This is a genomic window from Clostridium sp. BSD9I1, assembly GCF_900185645.1.
Taxonomy (GTDB): Bacteria; Bacillota; Clostridia; order Clostridiales; family Clostridiaceae; genus Clostridium_AK.
The window spans coordinates 111,779-135,649 of the sequence record NZ_FYAM01000024.1; the positions used below are offsets into that span (position 1 = coordinate 111,779).

At 31.4% G+C, this 23,871-nt stretch carries 24 protein-coding genes and 1 tRNA gene; 1 reads left to right on the plus strand and 24 read right to left on the minus strand.

All coding sequences use genetic code 11. The features are described from left to right. Positions 1-61: 61 nt before the first annotated feature. The 9 genes from BSD9I1_RS13975 to BSD9I1_RS14015 all read right to left on the minus strand — a co-directional run bounded on the left by BSD9I1_RS13975 (position 62) and on the right by BSD9I1_RS14015 (position 12,375). Positions 62-604 carry a lytic transglycosylase domain-containing protein gene (locus BSD9I1_RS13975; protein WP_242966488.1) on the minus strand — a complete coding sequence of 181 codons (543 nt, stop codon included), beginning with the start codon at positions 602-604 and terminating at the stop codon, positions 62-64. A gap of 5 nt (positions 605-609) precedes the next feature. Beyond that, on the minus strand, positions 610-1,209 hold the full coding sequence (coaE, locus tag BSD9I1_RS13980) for a dephospho-CoA kinase (RefSeq protein ID WP_186431099.1): 600 nt from the start codon (positions 1,207-1,209) through the stop codon (positions 610-612). A gap of 85 nt (positions 1,210-1,294) precedes the next feature. Then, positions 1,295-3,928: a DNA polymerase I gene (polA, locus tag BSD9I1_RS13985; protein WP_186430856.1), complete on the minus strand. Its 2,634-nt coding sequence runs from the start codon at positions 3,926-3,928 to the stop codon at positions 1,295-1,297. A 79-nt stretch (positions 3,929-4,007) separates the two neighbouring features. Beyond that, positions 4,008-5,153, minus strand: a complete 1,146-nt coding sequence (aroC, locus tag BSD9I1_RS13990; protein WP_186430857.1) for a chorismate synthase — start codon at positions 5,151-5,153, stop codon at positions 4,008-4,010. 96 nt (positions 5,154-5,249) lie between these two features. Continuing rightward, positions 5,250-6,167 (minus strand): glutaminase A, encoded by a 918-nt coding sequence (gene glsA, locus BSD9I1_RS13995; protein ID WP_186430858.1) that lies wholly within the window; start codon positions 6,165-6,167, stop codon positions 5,250-5,252. Between the two features lie 12 nt (positions 6,168-6,179). Continuing rightward, complete coding sequence (locus BSD9I1_RS14000) at positions 6,180-8,186, minus strand: sigma-54-dependent Fis family transcriptional regulator (protein ID WP_186430859.1); 2,007 nt, start codon at positions 8,184-8,186, stop codon at positions 6,180-6,182. A gap of 147 nt (positions 8,187-8,333) precedes the next feature. After that, the gene (locus tag BSD9I1_RS14005) at positions 8,334-9,521 is read right to left on the minus strand and encodes a M20 family metallopeptidase (RefSeq protein WP_186430860.1); all 1,188 of its coding nucleotides are present in this window, start codon (positions 9,519-9,521) and stop codon (positions 8,334-8,336) included. 89 nt (positions 9,522-9,610) lie between these two features. Further along, the gene (locus BSD9I1_RS14010) at positions 9,611-10,774 is read right to left on the minus strand and encodes an amidohydrolase (protein WP_186430861.1); all 1,164 of its coding nucleotides are present in this window, start codon (positions 10,772-10,774) and stop codon (positions 9,611-9,613) included. A gap of 17 nt (positions 10,775-10,791) precedes the next feature. Continuing rightward, positions 10,792-12,375: an AbgT family transporter gene (locus BSD9I1_RS14015; RefSeq protein WP_186430862.1), complete on the minus strand. Its 1,584-nt coding sequence runs from the start codon at positions 12,373-12,375 to the stop codon at positions 10,792-10,794. 332 nt (positions 12,376-12,707) lie between these two features. On the opposite strand from BSD9I1_RS14015, the gene BSD9I1_RS14020 reads away from it, so the two are divergent. Continuing rightward, positions 12,708-12,794: transfer RNA gene (locus BSD9I1_RS14020), tRNA-Leu, on the plus strand. A gap of 162 nt (positions 12,795-12,956) precedes the next feature. On the opposite strand, the gene BSD9I1_RS14025 is transcribed toward BSD9I1_RS14020, so the two are convergent. The 15 genes from BSD9I1_RS14025 to BSD9I1_RS14095 form a co-directional block, all read right to left on the minus strand. Continuing rightward, on the minus strand, positions 12,957-13,577 hold the full coding sequence (locus tag BSD9I1_RS14025; protein ID WP_186430863.1) for a restriction endonuclease: 621 nt from the start codon (positions 13,575-13,577) through the stop codon (positions 12,957-12,959). Positions 13,578-13,766: 189 nt separating this feature from the next. After that, positions 13,767-14,369, minus strand: coding sequence for a hypothetical protein (locus BSD9I1_RS14030; RefSeq protein WP_186430864.1), 603 nt, complete (start codon positions 14,367-14,369; stop codon positions 13,767-13,769). Next, complete coding sequence (locus BSD9I1_RS14035; protein WP_186430865.1) at positions 14,356-15,639, minus strand: FtsK/SpoIIIE domain-containing protein; 1,284 nt, start codon at positions 15,637-15,639, stop codon at positions 14,356-14,358. The genes BSD9I1_RS14030 and BSD9I1_RS14035 overlap by 14 nt, the downstream gene beginning before the upstream one ends. 2 nt (positions 15,640-15,641) lie before the next feature. Continuing rightward, positions 15,642-15,791 carry a hypothetical protein gene (locus BSD9I1_RS14040; protein WP_186430866.1) on the minus strand — a complete coding sequence of 50 codons (150 nt, stop codon included), beginning with the start codon at positions 15,789-15,791 and terminating at the stop codon, positions 15,642-15,644. 158 nt (positions 15,792-15,949) lie between these two features. Then, entirely contained in the window at positions 15,950-16,330 is a 381-nt protein-coding gene (locus tag BSD9I1_RS14045; protein WP_186430867.1) for a hypothetical protein, read from the minus strand. A gap of 130 nt (positions 16,331-16,460) precedes the next feature. Beyond that, positions 16,461-16,664 (minus strand): helix-turn-helix transcriptional regulator, encoded by a 204-nt coding sequence (locus tag BSD9I1_RS14050; protein ID WP_186430868.1) that lies wholly within the window; start codon positions 16,662-16,664, stop codon positions 16,461-16,463. 72 nt (positions 16,665-16,736) lie between these two features. Next, positions 16,737-17,642: a hypothetical protein gene (locus tag BSD9I1_RS14055; RefSeq protein WP_186430869.1), complete on the minus strand. Its 906-nt coding sequence runs from the start codon at positions 17,640-17,642 to the stop codon at positions 16,737-16,739. Positions 17,643-17,779: 137 nt separating this feature from the next. After that, the gene (locus BSD9I1_RS14060) at positions 17,780-18,202 is read right to left on the minus strand and encodes a hypothetical protein (RefSeq protein WP_242966490.1); all 423 of its coding nucleotides are present in this window, start codon (positions 18,200-18,202) and stop codon (positions 17,780-17,782) included. Between the two features lie 12 nt (positions 18,203-18,214). Then, positions 18,215-18,970 (minus strand): N-acetylmuramoyl-L-alanine amidase, encoded by a 756-nt coding sequence (locus BSD9I1_RS14065; protein ID WP_186430870.1) that lies wholly within the window; start codon positions 18,968-18,970, stop codon positions 18,215-18,217. 11 nt (positions 18,971-18,981) lie between these two features. Then, positions 18,982-19,191, minus strand: coding sequence for a hemolysin XhlA family protein (locus tag BSD9I1_RS14070; RefSeq protein WP_186430871.1), 210 nt, complete (start codon positions 19,189-19,191; stop codon positions 18,982-18,984). 41 nt (positions 19,192-19,232) lie between these two features. Next, the gene (gene xerA / locus BSD9I1_RS14075) at positions 19,233-20,225 is read right to left on the minus strand and encodes a site-specific tyrosine recombinase/integron integrase (RefSeq protein ID WP_186430872.1); all 993 of its coding nucleotides are present in this window, start codon (positions 20,223-20,225) and stop codon (positions 19,233-19,235) included. A 309-nt stretch (positions 20,226-20,534) separates the two neighbouring features. Continuing rightward, entirely contained in the window at positions 20,535-20,918 is a 384-nt protein-coding gene (locus BSD9I1_RS14080; protein WP_186430873.1) for a Gp49 family protein, read from the minus strand. Between the two features lie 53 nt (positions 20,919-20,971). Next, a complete protein-coding gene (locus BSD9I1_RS14085) occupies positions 20,972-21,142 on the minus strand; it encodes a hypothetical protein (RefSeq protein ID WP_186430874.1) in 171 nt (56 codons plus the stop codon). 98 nt (positions 21,143-21,240) lie between these two features. Further along, positions 21,241-21,948, minus strand: coding sequence for a GDSL-type esterase/lipase family protein (locus tag BSD9I1_RS14090; protein ID WP_186430875.1), 708 nt, complete (start codon positions 21,946-21,948; stop codon positions 21,241-21,243). Positions 21,949-22,108: 160 nt separating this feature from the next. Next, positions 22,109-23,866, minus strand: a complete 1,758-nt coding sequence (locus BSD9I1_RS14095; RefSeq protein ID WP_186430876.1) for a sialate O-acetylesterase — start codon at positions 23,864-23,866, stop codon at positions 22,109-22,111. Positions 23,867-23,871 lie beyond the last annotated feature (5 nt).

Genomic DNA, 23,871 nt, shown 5'->3' on the forward strand with positions numbered 1-23,871 from the left:
CACTTATACATTTTTATTATATCAACATCAATGTTAACAGTCAAGTGGCATAGATTAAATTTTATCTTCCATATAAAAACTTATAAATATTATAACTCACCTTAACCTTTTTCACGTACTTATCCGTTTCTTTAAATGGAATATAACTTAAAGTTTCTCCATCCTTTGAATATCTAGTGTCCTTTAGCCACTTTTGTACATTTCCCTTACCACCATTATACGAAGCTAATGCTAAATCAAAATTATCAAACTGCTTAATAAGATCACTTATATACCAACATCCCATATTTATATTATAGTCTGGCATAAAAAGTTTTTCTTCACCATGATCCTTTATATCCATTTTCATGGAAATCCATTCTCCAGTTTCAGGCATGATTTGCATCAATCCTTTTGCACCCTTTGAAGAAACAGCGCCTGGATTAAAACTGCTTTCTGTCCTTATAATTGCAGCTATTAAGTATGGATCCACTTCATATCTATCTGCATATTTATATATACTTTCAGAGTACTTTAATGGATAAAGCCTTCTCACTATAGATGGAACTTTAAACAAATAAAATGCTACAACTATTACTAAGATTATTTTTATGACTTTTTTCAAAAACCTTACACCCCCGATTTTATCACTCTCACAAGTCTTTCAACTTGTTTTTTAGTTTCTTCTATAGTAAAGGTATTATCTATTATAAAATCTACTATTTTTCTTTTTTTGTTTAATGACATTTGTGAGTTAATTCTATCCAAGATTTCTTCATATCTTAATTTATCTCTTTCTTTCACTCTTTCAATTTGAGTATCTCTATCTACCCAAACTAATATATTAAAATCCATACATTCATTAAGTCCTTGCTCTATAAGAGTTGGTGCATCTACTACACATGCCATCTCTCCCAGCTTTTCATATTGATTCATTTGATCAAATATTTCTTTTTTTATATACGGAATTATAATTTCTTCATACTCTAACCTTTTTAGTGGGTTTTTAAATATAAAGTTCCCAAACTTTCTTCTAATCAGCTCTCCATTTTCATCGATAAATTCCACTCCAAATTTTTCTTTGATAGTTTCAATAATTACGGGATATTCCTTTAAAACCTCTCGTGCTATAATATCTGCATCAACTATAGGTATACCCTTTTCTTTTAATAAGGAAGATATGGTAGTTTTTCCACTACCAATCCCTCCAGTTAATCCAATTCTTAGCATATTGCCATTATACCTTCTTAAGCACTCTGTTTTCAACTGGTAAAAACTATATAATCTGATATTTTTCCCATCTTCATTTAGTTCTCTACTTTGCATCATACCAGCTTTCTCCTTCATGCATATCTACTTCTAACGGTACATTAAGAGGCATTACATTTTCCATGGAATTTTTCACAATTTCTCTTACCTGTTCTAGTTCACTTTTTTCCACATTTAATATAAGTTCATCATGTACCTGTAAAATCAGCTTACTCTTTAATTTACTTTCTTTAAGGCTATTGTATACCTTAACCATAGCCATTTTTATAATGTCTGCAGCACTTCCCTGTATTGGAGTGTTCATGGCTAACCTTTCGCCTAATGCCTTTACCATTTTTTTAGAGTCTGCTATTTCAGGAATATGTCTTCTTCGATTTAATATAGTTGTTACATACATTTCCCTATGAGCCTGCTGTATAGTTTTATCCATATACTCTTTTACCTTAGGATATCTATCAAAATAGGCATCTATATATGCTTTTGCTTCTTTTCTGGAAATCTTTAAATCTTGAGCTAGACTAAAGTCCCCTATGCCATATACTATTCCAAAATTTACAGCCTTAGCATTGCTCCTCATAGTTGATGTTACTTCACCTAAAGGTACCTTAAATACTTCTGAAGCAGTTTTTGTATGGATATCATCATGATGTTTAAAAGCATCAATTAAATTTTCATCTTCAGAAATATGAGCAAGTACTCTTAGTTCTATTTGAGAGTAATCTGCAGATAACAATAATGAACTCTTATCTTCTGCTACAAATACCTTTCTTATCTCCTTACCCATTTCATATTTAATAGGTATATTTTGAAGGTTTGGCTCTGTACTTGAAAGCCTTCCTGTAGTAGTTACTGTTTGATTAAATGTTGAATGTATTTTCTCATCCGTATCAATCACGTTTTTAAGTCCTTCTACATAAGTTGAATAAAGCTTTGTAAGCTGTCTATAATATGTTATTTTTTCTATAATAGGGTGTTTATCGTTAAGTGCTTCTAAAACTTCTGCATTAGTAGAATAGCCCGTTTTTGTTTTCTTTATTACAGGTAAATCAAGTTTTTCAAATAGTATTTTCCCAAGCTGCTTTGGTGAATTTATATTAAATTCTTCATCAGCCACAGCATAAATTTCCTTTTGCATTTTATCTATTTCTATCTGAAACTTTTCTCCTATTTGTTGAAGCATTTCTCTGTCAACTTTAAATCCTTCTTGTTCCATAAAAGAAAGTACTTTAACTAGCGGTAACTCTACTTCATAATAAAGCATATCCATATCTAGTGACCTTATTTCATCTCTTATTTCTTCGTATAAATCCTTTAAAGCTGAAACTTGTCTTATAAATTTTTCTTCACCATCTGCTCTTATTTCACGCTTTAAGTAGTGAGGAATTAAAATATTTAAATTATAGTCACTTCTTGAAGGCTCAATTAAATAAGCTGCTATTTTGATATCAAATATTACATTTTTAAAATCTACTCCCCATTTATTTAAAACCACATAAGGAGCCTTTACATCATAAGATACTTTTTTAATATCCTCTGCTTCTAAAATATATTTAAAATCTTTTAAAAACTCTTCTTTACCCTGTAAATTTTCTATATTTATAGCATAGTTTTTATCTAAAAAGTTTATGTATATATCTTTTATATTTACTAAGGAATAAGTACTTTCATTTTCTGTATTAAATAACAGAAATAATATTTCCTTTTCCTTATTATCGTCTATATTCTTTATAAGACTTTTTAATTGATCATTGTTATGTATTACGTTAAATTCAATTGTTTCTTCTTCAAGTATTTTATTTTCTTCCTTTTGTTCATAATATATTTTATCTAGCAATGATTTAAACTCCAAATCCAAAAACATCCTTCTTATAGCTTCTGCATCATAATTTTCATTGGATTTTATAGAATCTAAATCTATTTCAATTGGAACATTGCACATTATTGTAGCAAGTTTTTTACTAAATATAGCCTGCTCACTATTTTCTATAAGAGATTCCTTAATCTTTTTGCCACTTATATTTTCAGTATTACTTAGTACACTTTCTATGCTGCCATATTCCTTAATAAGTTTGTAAGCAGTTTTTTCTCCAACACCAGGAACTCCAGGGATATTATCAGAGGCATCCCCCATAAGCCCTTTTACATCTATAAATTGCTTAGGGGTAACACCATACTCCTCAATCATTCTATTTGCATCGTATATCTCTTTTTCTGTTATTCCCTTTTTAGTTAAAACTACTTTTATGTTATCACTTGCTAACTGAAGTGCATCTCTGTCTCCTGTAACAATATAAACTTCAATCCCTTGTTCTTCCGCCTTACAAGATAACGTTCCTATCAAATCATCCGCTTCAAATCCTTCTATTTCAAATATATTTATATCAAATTTACTTAAAAGTTCTTTGACTATAGGAAATTGCTCTGCAAGCTCTGATGGCATCTTTTTTCTTCCTGCTTTATACTCTTTATATTCATTATGTCTAAAGGTGGGTGCAGCTTTATCAAAGGTACATACTATGTAATCTGGCTCTATTTCCTCTTTCATTTTTAAAAGCATATTTGTAAATCCATATACAGCATTTGTATGAATGCCTTCTCTATTTGTAAGCAGTGGTAATGCATAAAAGGCTCTATTCATAAGACTATTTCCATCTAAAATTATCAGTTTCTCTTTATTCAATTAGTTCATCTCCCTTATTTTAAAATCCTAATCTCTACTCACTATTCTAATAACATTTATGATTGTAATTATTAGCTATCTACCTTAAATATACGGTTTCTCTATAAAAATTTATACTTCTTTTAAGATCATAAAATTCATCTGCCGGAAATTTATTTAAAATTTCCTTTAAAATTTCAAAGGCAACTATATTTTCAAGAACTATTGAAGCTGGTACTACTGCGCACACATCTGATCTCTCATATCTAGTTTCAGTATTTTTTCTTTTTCTAAGATCTATGGTTCTTAAATCCTTTTTTACAGAAGAAATAGGTTTTATAAAGACCTTGGCCTCTATATTTTCACCATTGGAAACTCCTGCTTCTATTCCTCCTGAGTTATTTGAATATCTTTTTATATTATTGCCATCATAATATATTTCATCATTAAAATTACTTCCTCTGCGATTTAAATCTAGTCCATTTCCAAATTCTATTGCCTTTACCCCTTGGAGAGACATAATCGCATAGCTTAATATCGCATCTAGTTTTCTGTCCCATTGAGTATAGCTTCCTATCCCTAGCGGTACTCCTTTTACAGAAATCTTCACACTTCCTCCTATAGTTTCTCCTTGCTCCTTGCATATGTCTATCTTTTTCATAAAGTTTTTTGACATTTCTTCATTGTAACATCTAACTGGACTTTTTTCTATTTTCTCATATATATTATCGTCAAACAAATCAATTTCTTCTTCATGAAAGTTTCCTATGCTATTTACAACACTTCTAACTTCTATGCCAATACTCTTTAATATAAGTTTACACATTGCTCCAACAGCAGTTCTTATAGTGGTTTCTCTAGCTGAGGTTCTTTCAATAACATCTCTTATATCTCCTGTGCCATATTTAAAATACCCAACCATATCTCCATGCCCAGGCCTTGGCACAGTTATTCTATCCTCAGGCCCCGCTTTAACCTCTAATATATGTTTCCAATTTTCATAGTCTTTATTGTATACTGCTAAAGTTATTGGATTTCCCGTAGTTTTATCTCCCCTAAGTCCTGTGATAATTTCTATTTTATCATCCTCAAGCTCCATTCTTTCTCCACGTCCATATCCCTGTTGCCTTCTTTTAAGTTCACTATTTATAAAATCTATATCAACATCAAAATTAGATGGAATTCCATCTATTATAGCTAAAATCATCTTTCCGTGGGATTCCCCAGCATCTAAAAATCTCAACATAATTATCTCTCCTAAAATTTACTTTGGTAACTATATATAGTTTACACATTTTTAGCCAAAAAATCACCCACAAAAAAATTGCCCTTAGGCAATTTCTTAAAATATACTTAAATCAAGTTCCCTTGATAAATCTTCTAAAACCTTTATTCCCGCTATACTGTTACCTTTGATATCTAATGCAGGACCTATAACCCCTATTCCCATTCTTCCTGGAACAGCAGCAAGTATTCCGCCACCTACTCCTGACTTTGCTGGCACCCCTACATTAACTGCAAAATCTCCAGAACCATCGTACATACCACAGGTTACCATAATTGTTTTTATTATTTTAGCAACATGTCTTGGAATAGCTCTTTTACCATTCCATGGCATTACCCCATCATTTGCAAGCATTGCCCCTATCCTAGCAATATCTCTACAAGTTGTTTCTATTGAACATTGTTTGAAGTACACATCTAAGACTTCTTCTACATCTTTTATTATAACACCTGTACTTTTCATAAAATACGCAAGAGCTCTATTTCTATTACCAGTTATTTTTTCAGATTTATAAACCGCCTCATTTATTGTAATGTCACCATTATTAGTTATCATTCTTGCAAACTTCAATATTTTATTAAAAACTTCATCTGAATTTTTGCCTTCTATTAAGCCCACAGTATCAATAGCTCCTGCATTTATCATTGGATTCAATGGCTTATGTGGATTTTTTATTTCTAAATTTACTATTGAGTTAAATGCATCTGAAGTAGAATCTACTCCCACCTTTGAAAAAACATAATCAGCACCATTGTCCAAAATAGCAACCATAAGAGATATTATCTTTGAAATACTTTGCATAGTAAATTTTGTTTCAAAATCTCCTGCAAATTCCTCTTCTCCATCAATGTTACATATATATATACCTAAAGCATCCCTGTTTGCTTTAGCAAGCTCTGGTATGTAAGATGCTACTTCCCCATTTTTAGTATAACTTTTGTTGCTTTCAATTATAGTTTTTAGCAATCTACTCATAATGTGCTCCCCCTATATAGTATAATTCTCTATAATCATAATACCTTCCTGGGTAATCCTTGTTCCTTGCCGCCCTACTCCAAATTCAATATAACCCTTAGCTTTTAAATCTTCTAACTTATTTCTTACTTCCCTTTCTGTTAAAAGTATATCTTCATACTCAAGCATTTGAGCTATTTTACTTCTGCCTATTTTTTTCTTTAAAAGCATATTGGAATAAACTATCTTTAGTATAGCTTTCTTTTCTTCTGATAAATTCTCCGTTCCTTTGCTTGCAAAACACTCCTTATTTTCTTTAAAATTATATGGTAAATCGCCTTTTACTATAATATTAGAACCCATGTTACATAAATACTCTGCTAAGTTCCTTAATTCTCTTATATTCCCAGGCCATTCATATTGTTTCAGTATATTCCACACTTCATTATCTATTTTTTTATTGCATCCAAATTCTTTTAAAAAATGTCTAAATATAAGCTCTGTATCCTCTTTTCTGCTCCTTAAAGGTGGAATATTAAGTGGAAAAACATTTAGTCTATAGTATAAATCCCATCTAAATTCACCCTTTTTAGCTAGTTGAAATAAATCCTTATTAGTTGCTGAGATAATTCTTACATTAACTTTTCTTATTTTAGTACTTCCTATCCTTACAATTTCTCCTTCTTGAAGTACTCTAAGAAGCCTAGCTTGTATACTTAAATCTAAATCTCCTATTTCATCTAAAAATAAAGTTCCTAAATGTGCTTGTTCAAACACCCCCGGTTTCCCTTCTTTTTTAGCACCAGTAAAAGCTCCACCCTCATACCCAAACAGCTCACTTTCTATTAAATTGTTAGGAAGTGCTGCACAATTTATTGCAACAAAAGGAAATTTGCTTCTTTTAGAATTATTATGGATACTCTGTGCAAAAAGCTCTTTTCCAGTACCACTTTCACCAATTATAAGCACAGATGCATCTGCTAAGGCCATTTTTTTAGCTATTTCTTTAGTTTCGTGTATTTTTTCGCTTACCCCAATTATACTATCTATATTATATTTGGCTATATATCCATTTAATGACACTTCTCTCCTCACCTGTTCTTCTAATTTTCTGAGTTCAGTTACATTTTTTATAATGAGTATATATCCTGCCCTTTTGTTAAAAATATCCATTGTTTTAAAATTTATTATAAGTTTGTTGTTACCATGCTTTATAAGTAAATCAGTTATTTCACTATTGAAATTTATTTCTTCATCCTCAAATATTTCATCTATACTTTTTCCTAGTAATTCTTCTTCGTTTATACATAAAATCTCTCTGAACTTTTTATTAGCCATAATTACTATCTTATTATTGTCCACCTCTAAAACCCCATCGTCTATCAAATCTAATGATGTGTTCATTACAGATTTTATAATTATGCTAGTTCCAAACAAATCGTGTATACCTTTACCCAAAGGTATTATTGTTTTTTGATAATTATGAAGCATTTCGTCTTTTGTATTATTATTTAAATCTAACTCATTCAATAAATCTATAAGTGTACGCATGTCATATACCATATGACCAATATTATATATCCTGCTTATATTTTTAGGCACTAAATTTTCTTCATCAGTGGTAATAGCAGTATATATGTTCTCTAAAATTTCTTGTCCTGGATAATACGGGTATAACTCAAACTCAAAACCTAAGGCATAAATAAGTGATATAGTTTCAAATGTAGTATCTATACCATTATTAACCAATAGGGCTTTAGTTCCTTTAGGAACTGACTTAAGAACTTCATATGCCTCCTTAGAAAAAGTTCTATTCATAAATATTAGCTTAGTAGAAACATTTATGTGTTTTTTTACCATATTTATCATAAGAGGAGTAGATATCAAAAGCACGTCCACATCTACCTTACCCTCTATTTGCTTACTAAAATTATAAGATTTTATAATCCCCTTATCTCCCAGAATGTTTTTTAGAGTTTCTTCATAAAATTGCCTTGTATTTTCATTTAAAGCACCTATTCCAATAATCTTCTTACCCAATCTAATTCCCCTCTCAGAAAACAGAATATTTAATTCATAAATCTTCTATAACTTTATGATAATTAAAACATCAGTATAAATCAACTCAAACAAGCTGGGAGTTAGTTTAAATAAAGCATATAGAAACTTTTTTATAAATTATACAGATTATTGGTTAAGAAATTTTAATGCAGCTGCACACATAGCCTTTATTCCAATCTTAATACATTTCTCATCTAACAAAAAATTAGGATTATGAAGCACGCATTGCTCCTTATTCATATCTGATTTACACCCTACCCATATAAGTGTTGAAGGAACCTTTTGAGAAAAGAAAGCGAAATCCTCTGCTCCCGAAGCCGGTCTCTCAACAATAATTACGTTTCCATGCTCAAAGCTGTCATTTAATCCTTCTATTAAATTTTCTGTAAGCTGTTCATTGTTATACATCGCTGGATATCCATATACATATTCGTATTCATAAGTACACCCTAGGGATTCGCAAATACCCTTCATTATTTGTTCTATCTTTTTACGCATAAAGTTTCCCATCTCTTTATTAAAAGTTCTTACTGTTCCTTCCATATAAACTTCATCCGCTATTACATTTTCTCTATATCCGCCCTTCATAATTCCTATAGAAACTACAGCACTATCCAGTGGATCTATGTTTCTGCTTACTATAGTTTGCAATGAAGTAACCACATATGATGCAGCAACGATAGCATCTGCCCCTTGATGAGGAGCTGAACCATGAGAACTTTTACCTTTTATCTTTATAAATACTCTATCTGATTGTGCCATTATAACTCCCTTTTTAGTAGCTACTTTACCTAAGGGCATATCCCATACATGAAGTGCAACCGCTGCATCTATTTTTGGATTTTCAAGCACTCCATCTCTTATCATAAAATTTGCTCCACCTTCAGGATTACATTCTTCTGCTGGTTGAAATGCAAATTTAACACTTCCCTTTATATTTTCCTTTAATTGATTTAATACCTTAGCTGTTCCAAATAAAATAGCAGTATGTGCATCATGTCCACAAGCATGCATCACTCCACTATTTTTAGACTTAAAAGGGAGATCAGTAAGTTCTTCTATAGGAAGTGCATCCATGTCCGCTCTTAAAAGTATTGTTTTTCCATCCTCTTTTCCAGTTAATAAGCCAACTACTCCAGTATCTCCTACACTTTCCTTAACATCTAACCCTATATCTTTTAATTTTTCAGCTACAAGCTTAGCTGTCCTATATTCATTCATTCCTAGTTCAGGATTTTCATGTATATCTCTTCTTACTTCTATAATTTCATCTATATATTTATCAATTAACTTTTCAACTTGCTCATTCATCATGTTAATCTCTCCCTTATATGATCTAGTTTATTGTGTTAAAGTAGCTTATATAGAAAGAAACTGGAATAATCCAGTTTCTTTTAAAATAATTATTCCATATTAGAATATACAATTTCACCGTTGATAATTGTGTAATTTACAGTTGATGATAAATCACAAGGATGTCCATCCCAAACCACTATATCCGCATCCTTACCAACTTCAAGACTTCCGACTCTGTCATCTACACCAAGTATTTCTGCAGCATTTATTGTTATTGCCTTAAGTGCCTCTTCCTTGTCCATTCCTGCCTTAACAGCAAGTCCAGCACTCATTGGAAGGTAGTTGAGCGGTACAACTGGACTGTCAGTTGTTATTGCCACCTTAAGTCCTGCCCTACTTAAAATTCCTGGGGTTTCAAAGGATTTACTTTTAAGCTCAAACTTACCTCTATATCCAAAACTTGGCCCAACAATAACATCAAAATTCTCCTTTGCAAGCTCATTTGCTATTAGACTTCCATCTGTACAATGGTCAAGCGTCATCTTAACTCCAAATTCCTTAGCTATTCTTATAGCTGTAAATATATCATCAGCTCTATGCACATGAGCCTTAAGCGGAATTTCTCTATTAACCACGGGAACAAGTGCTTCTAATTTCGCATCAAAAGCTGGTCTTTTAGATTTATCATCCTTTGCTTCCTCAAGCTTTTCACTGTAGTCCTTAGCTTTTCTAAGATATTCTCTAATCATTGCTGCTATTGCCATTCTTGTTGCTGGCTGTTTTTTACCTTGACCGTAGAATTTCTTAGGATTTTCCCCAAAAGCACACTTCATAGCTACAGGATCTTTAACCACCATATCATCTATTCTATCTCCGTAAGTTTTAATTACAATAAACTGACCCCCTATAACATTAGCACTTCCTGGACCAGTTGCTGCACAGGTTACTCCACCTTCGTAGGCCTCCTTAAAGGTCTTGTCCATTGGATTAATAGCATCTATTGCTCTTAGTTGAGGAGTTACTGGATCTGAGGTCTCATTAACATCGTTTCCTTCAAAACCAATTGAATCTTCCTGCATACCAAGATGACAATGAGCCTCAATAATACCTGGAGTAACCACTTTACCATGAAGATTTACAACTCTTACTCCTTTAGGTTCTACAATCCCCGTACCGATTTCCTTTATTTTCCCATTATCAACAAGAATACTAGCTTCATTTAAAATTTCACCCATCATGGTGTGTACTTGTCCATTTTTAAGAAATAACATTTTACGTCCTCCTTACATTACATTGTTATATAAGTTCCTGGTCCTATCGGTGCTCCTAAGAAATACCATACTACTAACATTAAAATCAATGATATCATATATGCAATGGAATAAGGCATAGTAAGAGATATTACAGAGCCAATTCCAATAACTCTATCATCGCCCTCTTCCTTATACTGTTCCATAAAACCTATTATTGCTGGAATATAAATTAATATAGGAGATATAATATTTGTTGCTGAGTCCCCTATTCTTACACAAAGCTGAGTTACTGCCGGTGATAGTCCGAGCATTGAGAATATAGGTACAAATATCGGTGCGAGTATTAACCACTTTGAAGGACCACTTGTCATACATAGATTTATAAAGGCCGTTACAAATATCAGAATAATCATAAGTAGAGTTGGATGAAGGTTGGCAGACTTAAGTGCTCCTGCTCCACTTACTGCAAGTATTGTTGCTATGTTACTCTTGTTAAATAAATCTATAAATAATGCTGCTGGAAGTGCCACTACTAAAAAACTTAAATTTCCTGCAAGACTTTTTTGCATTAGCTTTGGTATATCTCTTTCTGATTTCACAACCTTTGATGCAATACCATAAGCTAGACCTACAACTACAAATAAGAAAAACAGAAGTGGTACCATACTGCTAATTAATGGTGACTTAGGTAATATTGCACCTTCTTCATTTCTAAATAAACTTCCTTGTGGGAGTGTAAGTGCTAATATAACTATTATAAAAGCTACTGATGCAATCCCTGCCCATCTTAAACCTCTCTTTTCGTCCTCTGTAAGAGCATGTTCCTGAAGACCAGATTTATCCTTTTTGTTAGTCCTTTTTTCTTCTAGATATTTAGATATAAACTTTTCAGTTACAAAAGTTGTAACTAATGTTAAAACAAAAGTTGCCACAATCATAAAATACCAGTTAATTAAAGGATGAGTTGGAGCATCTATATTCATGCTCTTAGCTGCTGATTCTGTAATACCTGCTAATAGCCCATCTGTTCCAGCTATAAATAAATTTGCAGTAAACCCGCCGGATGCTGCTACAAAACCTGTTATTACTCCAACTACAGGATTACGACCAAGAGCCTTAAATAAAGTACCACCTATAGCAGCACTAAATATCGTTCCTGCATCTGATGCTAAGTTGGAGTTTATTCCTACGAAAGCTAATACTGCTGTTACCATGAAATCCGGTGCACCTAGTATTGTTTTTCTCATAAGTGCGGAAATAAAGCCTGTCTGCTCTATCATTCCTATACCGATCATCATTATAACAATTATACCAAGCGGAGCAAAATTAACATATGTTGAAACAAACCCCGCTAAAATTTCCCTTATTCCTTCATAGCTAAGTAAATTCCTTACTATAACTGTAGTTTCAATTGAAGCTTCCCCTGCAACTTTAGACGCCGCCATATAAGTTACAGATACTCCAGCCTTTGATAAAAGCATGGATAATGCTAAAATAAATACGGCCAAGATAGTGAACATTGTAAAGGGATGAGGTATCTTATTTCCAACAACTTCAATTCCCTTAATAAATCGCTCAAATAGGCCTTTTTTCTTTGTTGTAGTTTCTGCGGTTTGCATTTTAATTCCTCCCCATTAGTTATTTTATATTTTTATATAAGCAAATTCCATGCCAAATTAAAATAAAATTCCTATAATTATATTTTTTCTAAATCCCTCAACTCAATTACAGCTAACTCATCATCACAAAAGAAGGTCAATCAATACATAAAGTTGCATAAATTTATATTTTCTTATCTTTTTTCTCTGTTATTAATAATTAAGATAAATGGGCTTTAGAAATACAAACAGGACATTCAGGACAAATATTTGAAATATTTGTCCAAATAAATAATTCTATTAAACCTTATTGACTTATCACTCTAATATATGATATTATTGATATACGATATGCCGAAGTGGTGGAACTGGCAGACGCGCCGGACTCAAAATCCGGAGGTAGCAATACCGTGCGGGTTCGATTCCCGCCTTCGGCACCATTAGTATCCGCATTGTTTAAAACAATGTGGATTTTTTTATTTTCAAAAAGTCAGTAACATAATTGAAGTCTATTAAGATTAGTTGATATTAATAGATTTAACTATATATAATAGTAGGAATTTTTAAAGGAGCCTAAAGTGGCTCCTTTATCATAACGATTTTTAAGCTAATCCGACGACTCTTAAAACCTCAGCTTTATTTATTTCTTGAATTGTTCTCATAATATCATCTGAAGTCATAACTTGAATTCCTACAGTACTATTCTTCTCTAATTTCACTATGTAGTCCCATGCATTTTGATGTACATTACCAGTAGTAATAATTATCCCTTGTTTTATTCCTTCAGCAACTATTGCTCCAACTAACTTTTGGCATATTTCTCTACCTATCATAAAGTTTTCTGTTGTAGTAGCATTATCCGTATATCTTTTGCATTCTACAAATGTAGTAGCATCATTTCTATCAACTAGTATTAGATCCCTGCCCTCATCATTAGTTGCTGGAGTTAAAGTAACGGATTTATATTTCCCCATGTTTTTAAATAACCATTCAGAAAATATTTCAAACTCTCTACCTTCCATATGCTCAATTTCATGTTTAATATTTTGTAAATCTTCTGAAGTCAAAACTCTGTCTCTAAACCTTCTATTATACTCTGCTATATATCTATAGTCCTTATTTATAAACATACTTATCCAGCTGTATAATATTGCTGCTAAAAACAAAACTAAAACTATCGTATTAAAATTATTATACAAGAATGATATAATTGATTTTATCATCTACACTCACCTCTATTTGGATATTATTCTCAATTAGCATTGACTTTATACCTATTAAAAGTACCTATAGCTCATACGAACGTATAGGTACTTTTTTATAATTAAAAACAATGATATTACTAAGTTTCACAATAACAATAAAATAAGAATTAAAAAGTATTAGGTGAGCCGTGCGAACCTTAAAATTTACTAGCTTAAAACTTGCCCTAAATTCTGTAAGGTGAAGTCTGTGTAGAGGATTTGAAAGTCACTTTCTACAACTAGAGATTTTTTTACTACAGGTCTACATATAACAATTGATGGGAATATATCTTCACTTAGTTCCTGGTATTTATGCTGAAAGTGATTTGATTTGTATATCTCCTGTAATTTTGCTATAGATGTGTTATGAGAATAATCTATTTCTACTATTAGTGGTATAAAGTAATCATCATAGTATAATTCTATCAGAGCATCAATTTCACGATATTTCTTGCCATCAGTATACACTCTATACTTTTTGCAAAAACTTTCTATTTTAGCACCCATTGCAATTAGTTCTCCATATACATCTAATAGTTTAAGAGCATGTATATTAAGTCTAGTATCTATATAATATATTGCTTCATCACTTACAGAATTTCTATAACGTGCTATTGCTTTCTCATTGTACAGTTGTCTTAATTTTTTTCTTGCTTGGTCATAAGCATATTTATTCCCTGTAAAAATCACCTTGGCACATTGGTTAATAGTTATAGAACCATGCTCGTCTATATAATTCAATATCATTTTATCTTTTTTACTTAACAACATTTTTCACCTTCACTTTCGTTTTAGTAGAAGGTGATTTTTTACCTTTAGCCGGTTCCTTTGTAGTATTAATTTGTATACTTGAGTCTTCTTTAATATTCTTAGTGGTAGTTTCTTGCTTGGGTAAAAATCTATTATAATCATCTAACTTTTCCCTACTACCATTTACTAAGCTAGACTTTATATATTGATTTATAACATCATCATCTATAAATAAGGTTTTTAACCACTCCCTCTTATTACCATACATTAATAATGCTTTTCTATTTTCAATATTAGTTAGTTCTGTAGTATCACAAACAGTTAAACTTGAAGCATCACTGTTTTGTGAAAACCCTATTTTGGTACATAAACAACTTCTCAGGTTAGGATCTAGTACTGTGGTATCTGGCCTTTGGATACCTATAACTAAAAACATACCAACCTTTCTAAATTTTCTAGCCATATGCTTTAAAAGATTGTAGCATTTCACTTTCAGTTCATAATCCGTATCTAATTTATTTACTGGAAAATAATCTGCCATTTCATCCATAATAATATAATTGTAAGACATTCTTTTTCCATAAAATTTCTTGTTGTACTCTTGAATATTTTTACACTCATTCTTCTCAAATATCTCCAACCTCTTAGTGTATATATGCATGAGATAGTTAAATAATTTTTCAGCTTCTTTTATAGTCTTAGCATATCCTTTAACTTGTTTGCATTTCTCAAAACCACTGAAATCACACATATCAGATAAATCTGAGAAATATATGTTTATATCTCTATCTGTGAATTTATCTATTAGATTTGTTAATAGTAATCTTATTAATTCTGTTTTACCACATCCTGTTTGGCCAGTAACTAAAATATGAGGGTATTTTGTTAAATTAACAATTAACTCTTCCATTATATAATTAAGTCCAAAGTATGCCTCATAAGGCTTAGTTTTTACTGGCTCAAATTTTGTATATTCATCTATAGGTAATATTATTATTCTAATAGTTGCCGTTTTAAAGTCTACATTTTGTTGAATATAAGTTTCATATCCTAATTTAGTCTCAATATTCTCTTTAATTGAACACAACTTGCCAAATCCATTACCATTTAGATTTACTATTATTGTATATCCCCATGGAAGACTTCTTTTTACATCTACAATAGTGTAGATGTCTAATTTATTATCTATAAGTATATTTTTCAATTCTTTCTTTATGAAGTATACATCTCTATAATTAAATCTTTTGTAACCATACATTAAAGCCCCACCAATACCTAACTCGATAAACATACTTATTTTCTCCCCTTTTTCTTAGTACTTTTTTCATATACATTAGCTGCTATTAATGCTCCAACAAGACCAGAAATCATGTTTACAGGGTTACTAAAATAAGCAATAATTACTCCAACCACAAATTTATCAAGCGCGAATAGATCTATCATGAATAACCTCCAGAAAATTGTTCATAATACTTATTAAATAAGTATCTATGTAAATAAGGGAGATAGAGAAAGAGAATTTCAAATAAAGGTATGATAGCCTATATTTATATAAATTCTCAATCTCATTTTGTTATAAGCTCTGGTAGGCTTATATAAGGTTACTTAATAACTCTTAGATGTTTAACCGTTTCAATAGGCTCAGGTATGACTATTACAAATTGGTTTACAAAATCTAAGAGTTTTTGCATTTGTTTAGGATTAATGTCGTGACTCTTAAGTTTCTTGTATATCTCATGTACATCATTTTGAAACTTGATACTCTTATAATAGTTTTTATCTACATAGCTATTTAACATTTCTTTCATATAAAGAATATCATCACGTTTCATTAGCTTATTTTTGATGCAATAATTGAAAGCTTGCTGCACACAAAGATATAATGGATAAGTAGTTGTTGGATAAAGAATATCCTCTGCATATCTAGTTTTTTCTGGTTTACAGTGTTTTCTTATTAGTGTTTTTAATATCATTTGTAACATATTTTTATACCTCCTCTTTATACCTTTTTGATGTACCTAATAGTAATATATGCACACATTCCATAAATGTTTCCTATTTTGAACTAAAATCTCTTATACAGAACTAATTTAAACGAAAAATAAGAGGATACTATTCCTCAAGGTAAATAATATCCTCCATCTTCACATTTAATTTTAAGCTTATCTTGTATAGTACTTCTAAAGTTGGCTGCTCTTTATTATTTTCATATTTATTATATTGTACACGTCTTATACCCAAATATTCAGCAAAATCCTTTTGAGTTTTATATCCTAGTTTAAATCGTATCTCTAATAGTCTGTTTTTTATCGCCATATAACCACCCCATTATTATCATAATAAAACCCAGGCACCTGAAATTCCTGGGTTAAAACTATACTATCTCCTTTAGTTTGTTGGAGTAAGTTTTGCATTATTTATTCCTGAAATTCTAATTATGTCATTATTATTGAGATTAATAACTACCTCATTAACTCCAATATCTCCACCTAAAATTTCATTTATTTTTATTGAGCCATTACCTCCATAAACTACAAAATTGCCACCATTACCAGTTGAAGTAGCCTTATATCTTCCTGCTGTTATATCTTGACCTACAATCCAATATCCAGCATATAAACTAACATTACTATAAGACATAAGAGTTCTTTTAGCTGGTTTTGTATTAATACTCATGCCAGATATTTTTATTTTAGATCCTTCTGTTAATATAGCTCTATACTTGGAAATGCCTATATCTGAACCACCAACTTCATTACTTAAAAGTGAATTATCACTTCCATTTACAACAAAATTACCACTTCCATTAAAGGTAATATCATATACTCCTGGGTCTAAATGGGTTCCAACTAAATGCTCTCCTGCTGATAATTGCTTAGAATTTTTTTTAATAAATTCTTCTTGTTTTTTAGCTTCTGCTGCTGCCTTAGCTTTTTTTGCTGCTTCTTCTTGCTTGGCCCATTCGGCAACTTGAACCTCCCTTTCCTTGGATAATCTTTCAAAATCTGATTTAACTTTTTCCTTTTCTGTATCACTCATTTTTTTATATTTGTCTTCTATCTCTGCAAATTGTGTTCTTTGCTCAACATTAAAATCTTTATAATTTTTTTTCAACAACTCCTTATCAGAAGAAGTTAATTCATTTTTATTTTGCTGAATAGTCTGTTTACTTTCCTCATTCTTAAGCTGGCTATCTTTATCTCCACCACCAGAACCTATAGCTCCTATAATAACTACCGCAATAACCCAAAACCACCACTTCTTATAGAATTTCTTCTTTGGTTTCATCTCCATGTTCATCGTCCCCCTGTTCTGTTAATTATGTATATATTATACATGTAATGGTTTATATTGTAAACATTTACTAAAATGGGCACTGAAGTTTATCACAAAAAATAAAATAACCCTGAACCTAAGCTCAGGGTTATTCTTTACTCTATAACTTTTATATCTGCTTCGTCAACTTCAGGATTAAATGTAGGGGCAGGTTGTAATATATTTGCTTGTTGTATCTGGCTATTTATTTCTCCAACTACAGCCTCTCTGAAATGATTTAGATCTTCTTGTTCTAATCCTGGTACTTTTTCTAATAACATCTTATCAAATAGTTCTTTTTTATTCGTTCCTGCCGCAGGAATAAATTTAAACTGCTGCTCTACTGCGAAATAAATGCTTTTAGCTATACTATACGTTGTATTATATTGAGCAGCACCTATTTCTTTTATAAGGGCTTCTCTTTTTTTCTTTAAGTATGTTACTGCTACTGTAGTAAGATAAGTAACTGTTACTCCTAAAACACTCAATACAGCCTGTACCATTATACCTGTAATTCCATTTATTAATGTATTTGTCATAAAAATCTCCTCCTATAATAATACTTTTGAACCTTTAGTTCTCGTATTTAATATAATTTTATTACCTTCTTTTTTATCATCTTGAATTGTAAGATAGTTATATCTATCAAGATGAATGTCAATTCTTCCTCTTTCAGGTAAAGCTTGAATATATCCAAAGTCACCTTTAAGAGCTATTATTCCATTAAACTTAGGAATGGAATAATCTATGTCAGGTAATTTTGGTGTTTGCTCTTTTGGAACGTCCATATTCGCTTCCTTATCAGTTATTCCTTTTATAATTGCATTAGCAAGCTTGTTTTTATTGTATAAGTTACAATCAGAAATATTATCGCAAAAAAAGCTTTCAATAAGTATTGCAGGCATGTTGGTATATTTCAGCACATATAAATTTTCTCTAGCTTTAGCTCCTCTATTTTCAAATCCTAATTTTGCTACTTCCTTACATATTTTATCTGCATATGTTTTGCCACTAACACTTATATATTCAACTTCACATCCATGTGCATTAGTATTAAAAGCATTAAGGTGTAGAGATACAAATAAATCTACTTTATAGTAGTTTGCCATATTTACTCTATAAGCAAGGGACTGTGCTAATGTTAATCCTGATTGTTTTGGTGTTACATCATAAACTATATTTCCTAACTTCTTTAATCCTTCTATTATTACTGGGCCAAATTCTCTTACAGTTACCTCTTCATTTAGATTTCCAACTGCTCCTCTATCTTGACCAGTACCATGTCCAAAGTCTATTGCTATTTTCATTACCATCCCCCCTAACTGAACTTAATTACCGCCCCTAGAACGCCTAATATTATTGATCCAGCAACAGTTCTCCATAACCATGAATAAGTACTCTCTAACTTACCTATTCTATTTTCTAGTTCTTTAATTCTAAGGTCAGACATTTTAAAGTTATTTTCTAATGTTGCTTCTATTTTAATAAGTCTTTCTCTTATTTCCTGAATTATTTCTAAATCTGCCATCCCTACCTCCTTAAACTAAAAAGAAGCCCGGTATGGACTTCTTATTGTATTAAATGTTGTTTATATTCATGTTTTACATCTTCCAAACTTGTTTCTGCATAAATTTGTGTTGTACTTGGGTCTGTATGCCCTAGTAAGTGTTGTACTGTAGTAAGCTTTGCTCCTGCTTGTATTGCCAGTGTAGCCATTGTATGCCTTAAGAGATGTGGGAAAACTGCTTTATCAAATCCAGCACGCTCTGCTATCTTTCCTATTTCCCTTTCTACAGCTCTAGTACCTATTCTATGAACTGGATATCTACTACTAACAAATAATGCAGGACATGCATCTTTCCTTGTATCCAAATATTTCTCTAAATATAATTTTGCTTTAGGAGAAAAGTAAACTTCTCTTTCCTTATCACCTTTTCCAACTACTCTTAAGCTATTTTCAGCAAAATTCAAATCTTCTATATCTGTTCCTATAATTTCTGACACTCTTGCGCCAGTTGAAAAAGTGAATTCTAGTAATGCCCTTTCCCTAACTGTTTCGCAATTATCTCTAAGCTTTTCTAGTTCATCTATAGTTAAAGATTTTCGGATTCGTATTGGTTGTTTAAATGGTTTTAACTTTCGTGTAGGATCCTTAGGAATATACTCTTCTAACTCTAGCCATCCAAAGAAAGATTTAAAGCAAGACATTATAGTATTTATGCTTCCTGGCTTTAAATTCTTAGTAGTAGCTCCTAAATACATTCTAAGGTCCATAACGGTTACGGTTGAAATGGGCTTATGGACATATGAAGCAAATTTCCCCAATATAAGTCTGTAATTATATAGAGTTTTTTCACTTCTACCCTCAAGCCTTTTAGATGCAATAAATATCATCATTTTTTCTTCTATGTCGCTCGTAACTAAGGCTTGCTCCACAGGCAATACATTATAATTGTAAAGACATTCATAGAGAATATCCCTCAATCTCAGTTGATTAATCTCTGGCCACTCTAGAGTAACTTTTCCGACTGCTCTTACTACAAATTCCTCATTACAATTCATAAATTTCTTAATCCTCCTGTATAACCAAGAAGATATCTGTCCATAATTAAAGTGATATCTCCTTGGAGATATTTTTGAGGAAGAAGGTTTCTTTGCTTGCGAGGCTGGAACCTTCTTCTTTCTATTTATAGGATTTCCAAAATCTATGAATTTATGAGGATTTCAGGAACATACATTCCTATTTTGCTTGTACACTCGTATATATAGATATAAATTAACTATAAACCGAATAGCTTGTATATCCACTTGTAACCATTGATATATCTATGTTTACACTAATATATGTTAATAGTTACAAATGCGACTTAATTATTTAACTCCACCAACTGCTGATTGAAGTAAGAATCCAAGTAAGAACCATATCTTATCCTTTATCTTTTTCATGCATACCTCAGCACCTATATTTTCATTATAATTTGCTTTATCTACACATGCTGAACTTTCTATAACTTCAAAACCATTAACCAATACAGCTCTAACTAGAGTTGTTTTCTCTCCTATAGTAGAAATGTGAACTTCTTTTATAAAATTCTCAACCATTTGTGGTCCTATAGAAACACCGGAAGGTAAATCAGGATTATCTTCTATAGCTAAAATATTTTTATTATTTATAACTCCTAACCTCTGGTCTTCAAGCATAGCGTGTAAGCTAATTTCATTGTTTACTAGTTCTATTCTTATATACTTTTCCATTATATTTTTCCTCCAATTTTTTAAATTAAAAAGACACCCATTATTGAGTGCCTTTACTTGTTTTTATTTCTTTTTAATTCTTCAAGCATTTTCTGATCATCTACAAACTCTTTCATTTTTGCATTTATCCATGTAGAAATTTTAATACCCATAGGTGCAGCATATCTGCAAAACTCTTCAAAGATTTCTGGATCTAGAGTTATGTTCTGTCTTTTCACTGCCATATAATCACCCCTTATGAGTAATTATATACCATATTTTACACTCATAACTTATAATGTGTATTGATACACACTAATACACATTAGTTCACACTTTTAACCTATTGTGTAACATATTTTCCTATCGCCTTCGTCCACATTTGATACCCATCAGATTTCAAATGAACTCCATCAATAGTAAACTCTTTAATTAATTCATTATTTTTTGATAAATGTGGAATTAAGTCAATATATTGTACGGAATAACTATCAGCAACTTCTCTAATTTTACTATTTAATAAAAAAATATCTTTGTTTTTACGATTAGATCTGTTCATCTCTTCGTTTACAGGTAAAACACTTTGAATATAAATTTTGGTTTCTGGCGAATCAGATTTTATTTCTTTTATAATCTTATTATAGTTATCCACAATATACTCAATACTTTTCCCATTATTTAAATCATTGGTTCCAACCATAATGAACATTTTGCTAGGTTTGCCTTTTGTAATTGAGCCTAGCCTTTCTAACAACTTACAGGTTGTATCTCCATCAATGCCCCTATTCTTTATAGAGTTATTCTTAAAATATTCCTGCCATTCATTTCTATCTGTTAAGCTATCTCCTAGAAACACTATGTCCTGTTTACTTATATCTAGTTCCTCAAGCAATCCTGATTTAGCTAGATAATAATAATCTCCACTAGTCATTACTGAATTAGGGTTTAACTTATTATTTATATATGGTATTCCCAATTTATACATTATTAAAAATCCTAAAATCAAATTAATGGATATGGAAATTATTGCAACTCCCTTTGTCTTTTTCATTCATCATCCCTCCAATACCCTTATTATATTATTCGTTCCATAATATTACAAGGATACTTATGGTACTTAAATTAAAATGTATTCTAAATATCAACGCTGTTCCATCTATACCTCACCTCGGTAGTAGTATTGTAAGCCTTAGATATCCCACTTCAATCTATTACGAATTTTGTTTCTTTGCTCCAATAACATAAAACATCAATTCTGGCTTTGCAGTTGAAGTGGTATTTAATGTAGAAGGTAAGTTTTCAACAGGTATTCTCATATCTTTAAAAACGATTGAGATTTTAGAATTAACTAATGTACCCGTGGTATTAAAAGTTCTCACATTCGTCGAATCGTTCGAACTGTTATTTAAACTTATTAACCTAGGTGTGTTATCTGTAGTATGGACATTAGCGCAAGAACCACCTCTATATTTTGGATGAGTAAGAGTGACACCACCAGTAGCAAAGGTCGCAGTAAATAAATTTGAAAAGTCATAGCCCATTCTATTCGTGTTTAAAGTTTGAGAATCTAAATCAATATCCACAACAACATCTGCATAAAAGTGAATAATAGCCTCTGTATTACTGTTATTTTCAGTTTCATACGTCACAGGAATAACTTTGGCTTTAATAACTTGATTGTTTTCTATTTCCGATAAACCGTAACTTATTTTTGCATCTTCGTATAAAATATAGTTTATTTTTTCGGCTAATGTAATACGTAAACCACCACTAACCTCTGAAGCACTTTGAATTCCAGTAATGGCTCTTGCCGTTTGTGAAGATACTTCCCATACACCATCAAGTTTTCTTATCCATCCTCCAAATAAATGCCATTCTTGCGTTCCGTCTAAATTTATTCTCCCACTTCTGCTCAATAATGGTAACGCTTCATTAGATGGCTTAAGCAGTACAGTTTCGCAGTAGTTTTTTGCTCCGATTTCGCCCATAAAATTATATCCATATTGGTTTAAATGCACCCCATCTACCTTCATATTATTTCCCGCTAATGAGTCAATGTTATCAAAAACAATAAATACATCAGTGTTTGCCTTTGAAAAGTTTCTTTGTGCATTTTGAATTTGCCAACCGTATTTTTTTGTATTGTCATTATAAAATCCAACTGTAAAAATATTAAATGAATTTGCTCCAATATCTGCTTTAATATTTGTCCATAAAGCACTAATGGATGTTTCGTATGATGCTCTAGTAGTTTGTGCTATCGCATCAGCTTCACCTTGACACCATAAGATTGCTACCTTACCTACAATTTTATTTTTATCAGTAATATGAGTTTTTATAGCGTTCGTCCACTCAACTAATTTGCTGTAAAGTGCATTAGTTGAACCTTTTGAAAGAGATGCAATACTTTGACTACCTTTTGCACAGTTTGCCAATATTGCTTTTCTACCTGTTTGACGAGCATATTCATTGGCGAATGCAACCCACGCTCCACCAGTGCTTATTTCTCCTTGAGAAGTAGGCATATAGTTGGTGAGTGGTATTTCTTTTGTTCCATCCCATACAGTTACATTAGGCGTTTTATATGTTGGATCTCCTACTGAATTTCCTGCATATCCCATTGCATTAGATTGCCCATAAACTAAAAATATATCTATTTCTTCACTTGATAGTGTTTGTGCTAATAATGGCACATTTTCTGCCAAATGCGAATCAACAGTATCCATTCTTTCCTTTAAATTTACATAAGCTTTCCCATCAGCATCAACTCTAGCCTGTACTATTTCAGCATTAGAGTTTCCTTTATCAATTATAAGCTGCTCAAAAACAGTTTCTAATAGACTTTGTTTTGCAGTAGTACTCTCAACTTCTGTATTTATAGTTTCAATTCCTCTAGCAATGTTTTCTCTCATATCTTTACCAAATGTTACTGATCTTATTGCTTGCACTATGCTTGCTATGATTGCCATGTTAT

Coding starts and splice junctions, on each gene's coding strand:
- coaE (WP_186431099.1), bottom strand. CDS start 1,209: ATGCTAAGAATTGGATTAACTGGAGGGATTGGTAGTGGAAAAACTACC.
- aroC (WP_186430857.1), bottom strand. CDS start 5,153: ATGTTGAGATTTTTAGATGCTGGGGAATCCCACGGAAAGATGATTTTA.
- glsA (WP_186430858.1), bottom strand. CDS start 6,167: ATGAGTAGATTGCTAAAAACTATAATTGAAAGCAACAAAAGTTATACT.
- BSD9I1_RS14005 (WP_186430860.1), bottom strand. CDS start 9,521: ATGATGAATGAGCAAGTTGAAAAGTTAATTGATAAATATATAGATGAA.
- BSD9I1_RS14010 (WP_186430861.1), bottom strand. CDS start 10,774: ATGTTATTTCTTAAAAATGGACAAGTACACACCATGATGGGTGAAATT.
- BSD9I1_RS14015 (WP_186430862.1), bottom strand. CDS start 12,375: ATGCAAACCGCAGAAACTACAACAAAGAAAAAAGGCCTATTTGAGCGA.
- BSD9I1_RS14025 (WP_186430863.1), bottom strand. CDS start 13,577: ATGATAAAATCAATTATATCATTCTTGTATAATAATTTTAATACGATA.
- BSD9I1_RS14030 (WP_186430864.1), bottom strand. CDS start 14,369: ATGTTGTTAAGTAAAAAAGATAAAATGATATTGAATTATATAGACGAG.
- BSD9I1_RS14035 (WP_186430865.1), bottom strand. CDS start 15,639: ATGTTTATCGAGTTAGGTATTGGTGGGGCTTTAATGTATGGTTACAAA.
- BSD9I1_RS14040 (WP_186430866.1), bottom strand. CDS start 15,791: ATGATAGATCTATTCGCGCTTGATAAATTTGTGGTTGGAGTAATTATT.
- BSD9I1_RS14045 (WP_186430867.1), bottom strand. CDS start 16,330: ATGTTACAAATGATATTAAAAACACTAATAAGAAAACACTGTAAACCA.
- BSD9I1_RS14050 (WP_186430868.1), bottom strand. CDS start 16,664: ATGGCGATAAAAAACAGACTATTAGAGATACGATTTAAACTAGGATAT.
- BSD9I1_RS14055 (WP_186430869.1), bottom strand. CDS start 17,642: ATGGAGATGAAACCAAAGAAGAAATTCTATAAGAAGTGGTGGTTTTGG.
- BSD9I1_RS14060 (WP_242966490.1), bottom strand. CDS start 18,202: ATGACAAATACATTAATAAATGGAATTACAGGTATAATGGTACAGGCT.
- BSD9I1_RS14065 (WP_186430870.1), bottom strand. CDS start 18,970: ATGAAAATAGCAATAGACTTTGGACATGGTACTGGTCAAGATAGAGGA.
- BSD9I1_RS14070 (WP_186430871.1), bottom strand. CDS start 19,191: ATGGCAGATTTAGAAATAATTCAGGAAATAAGAGAAAGACTTATTAAA.
- xerA (WP_186430872.1), bottom strand. CDS start 20,225: ATGAATTGTAATGAGGAATTTGTAGTAAGAGCAGTCGGAAAAGTTACT.
- BSD9I1_RS14080 (WP_186430873.1), bottom strand. CDS start 20,918: ATGGAAAAGTATATAAGAATAGAACTAGTAAACAATGAAATTAGCTTA.
- BSD9I1_RS14085 (WP_186430874.1), bottom strand. CDS start 21,142: ATGGCAGTGAAAAGACAGAACATAACTCTAGATCCAGAAATCTTTGAA.
- BSD9I1_RS14090 (WP_186430875.1), bottom strand. CDS start 21,948: ATGAAAAAGACAAAGGGAGTTGCAATAATTTCCATATCCATTAATTTG.
- BSD9I1_RS14095 (WP_186430876.1), bottom strand. CDS start 23,866: ATGGCAATCATAGCAAGCATAGTGCAAGCAATAAGATCAGTAACATTT.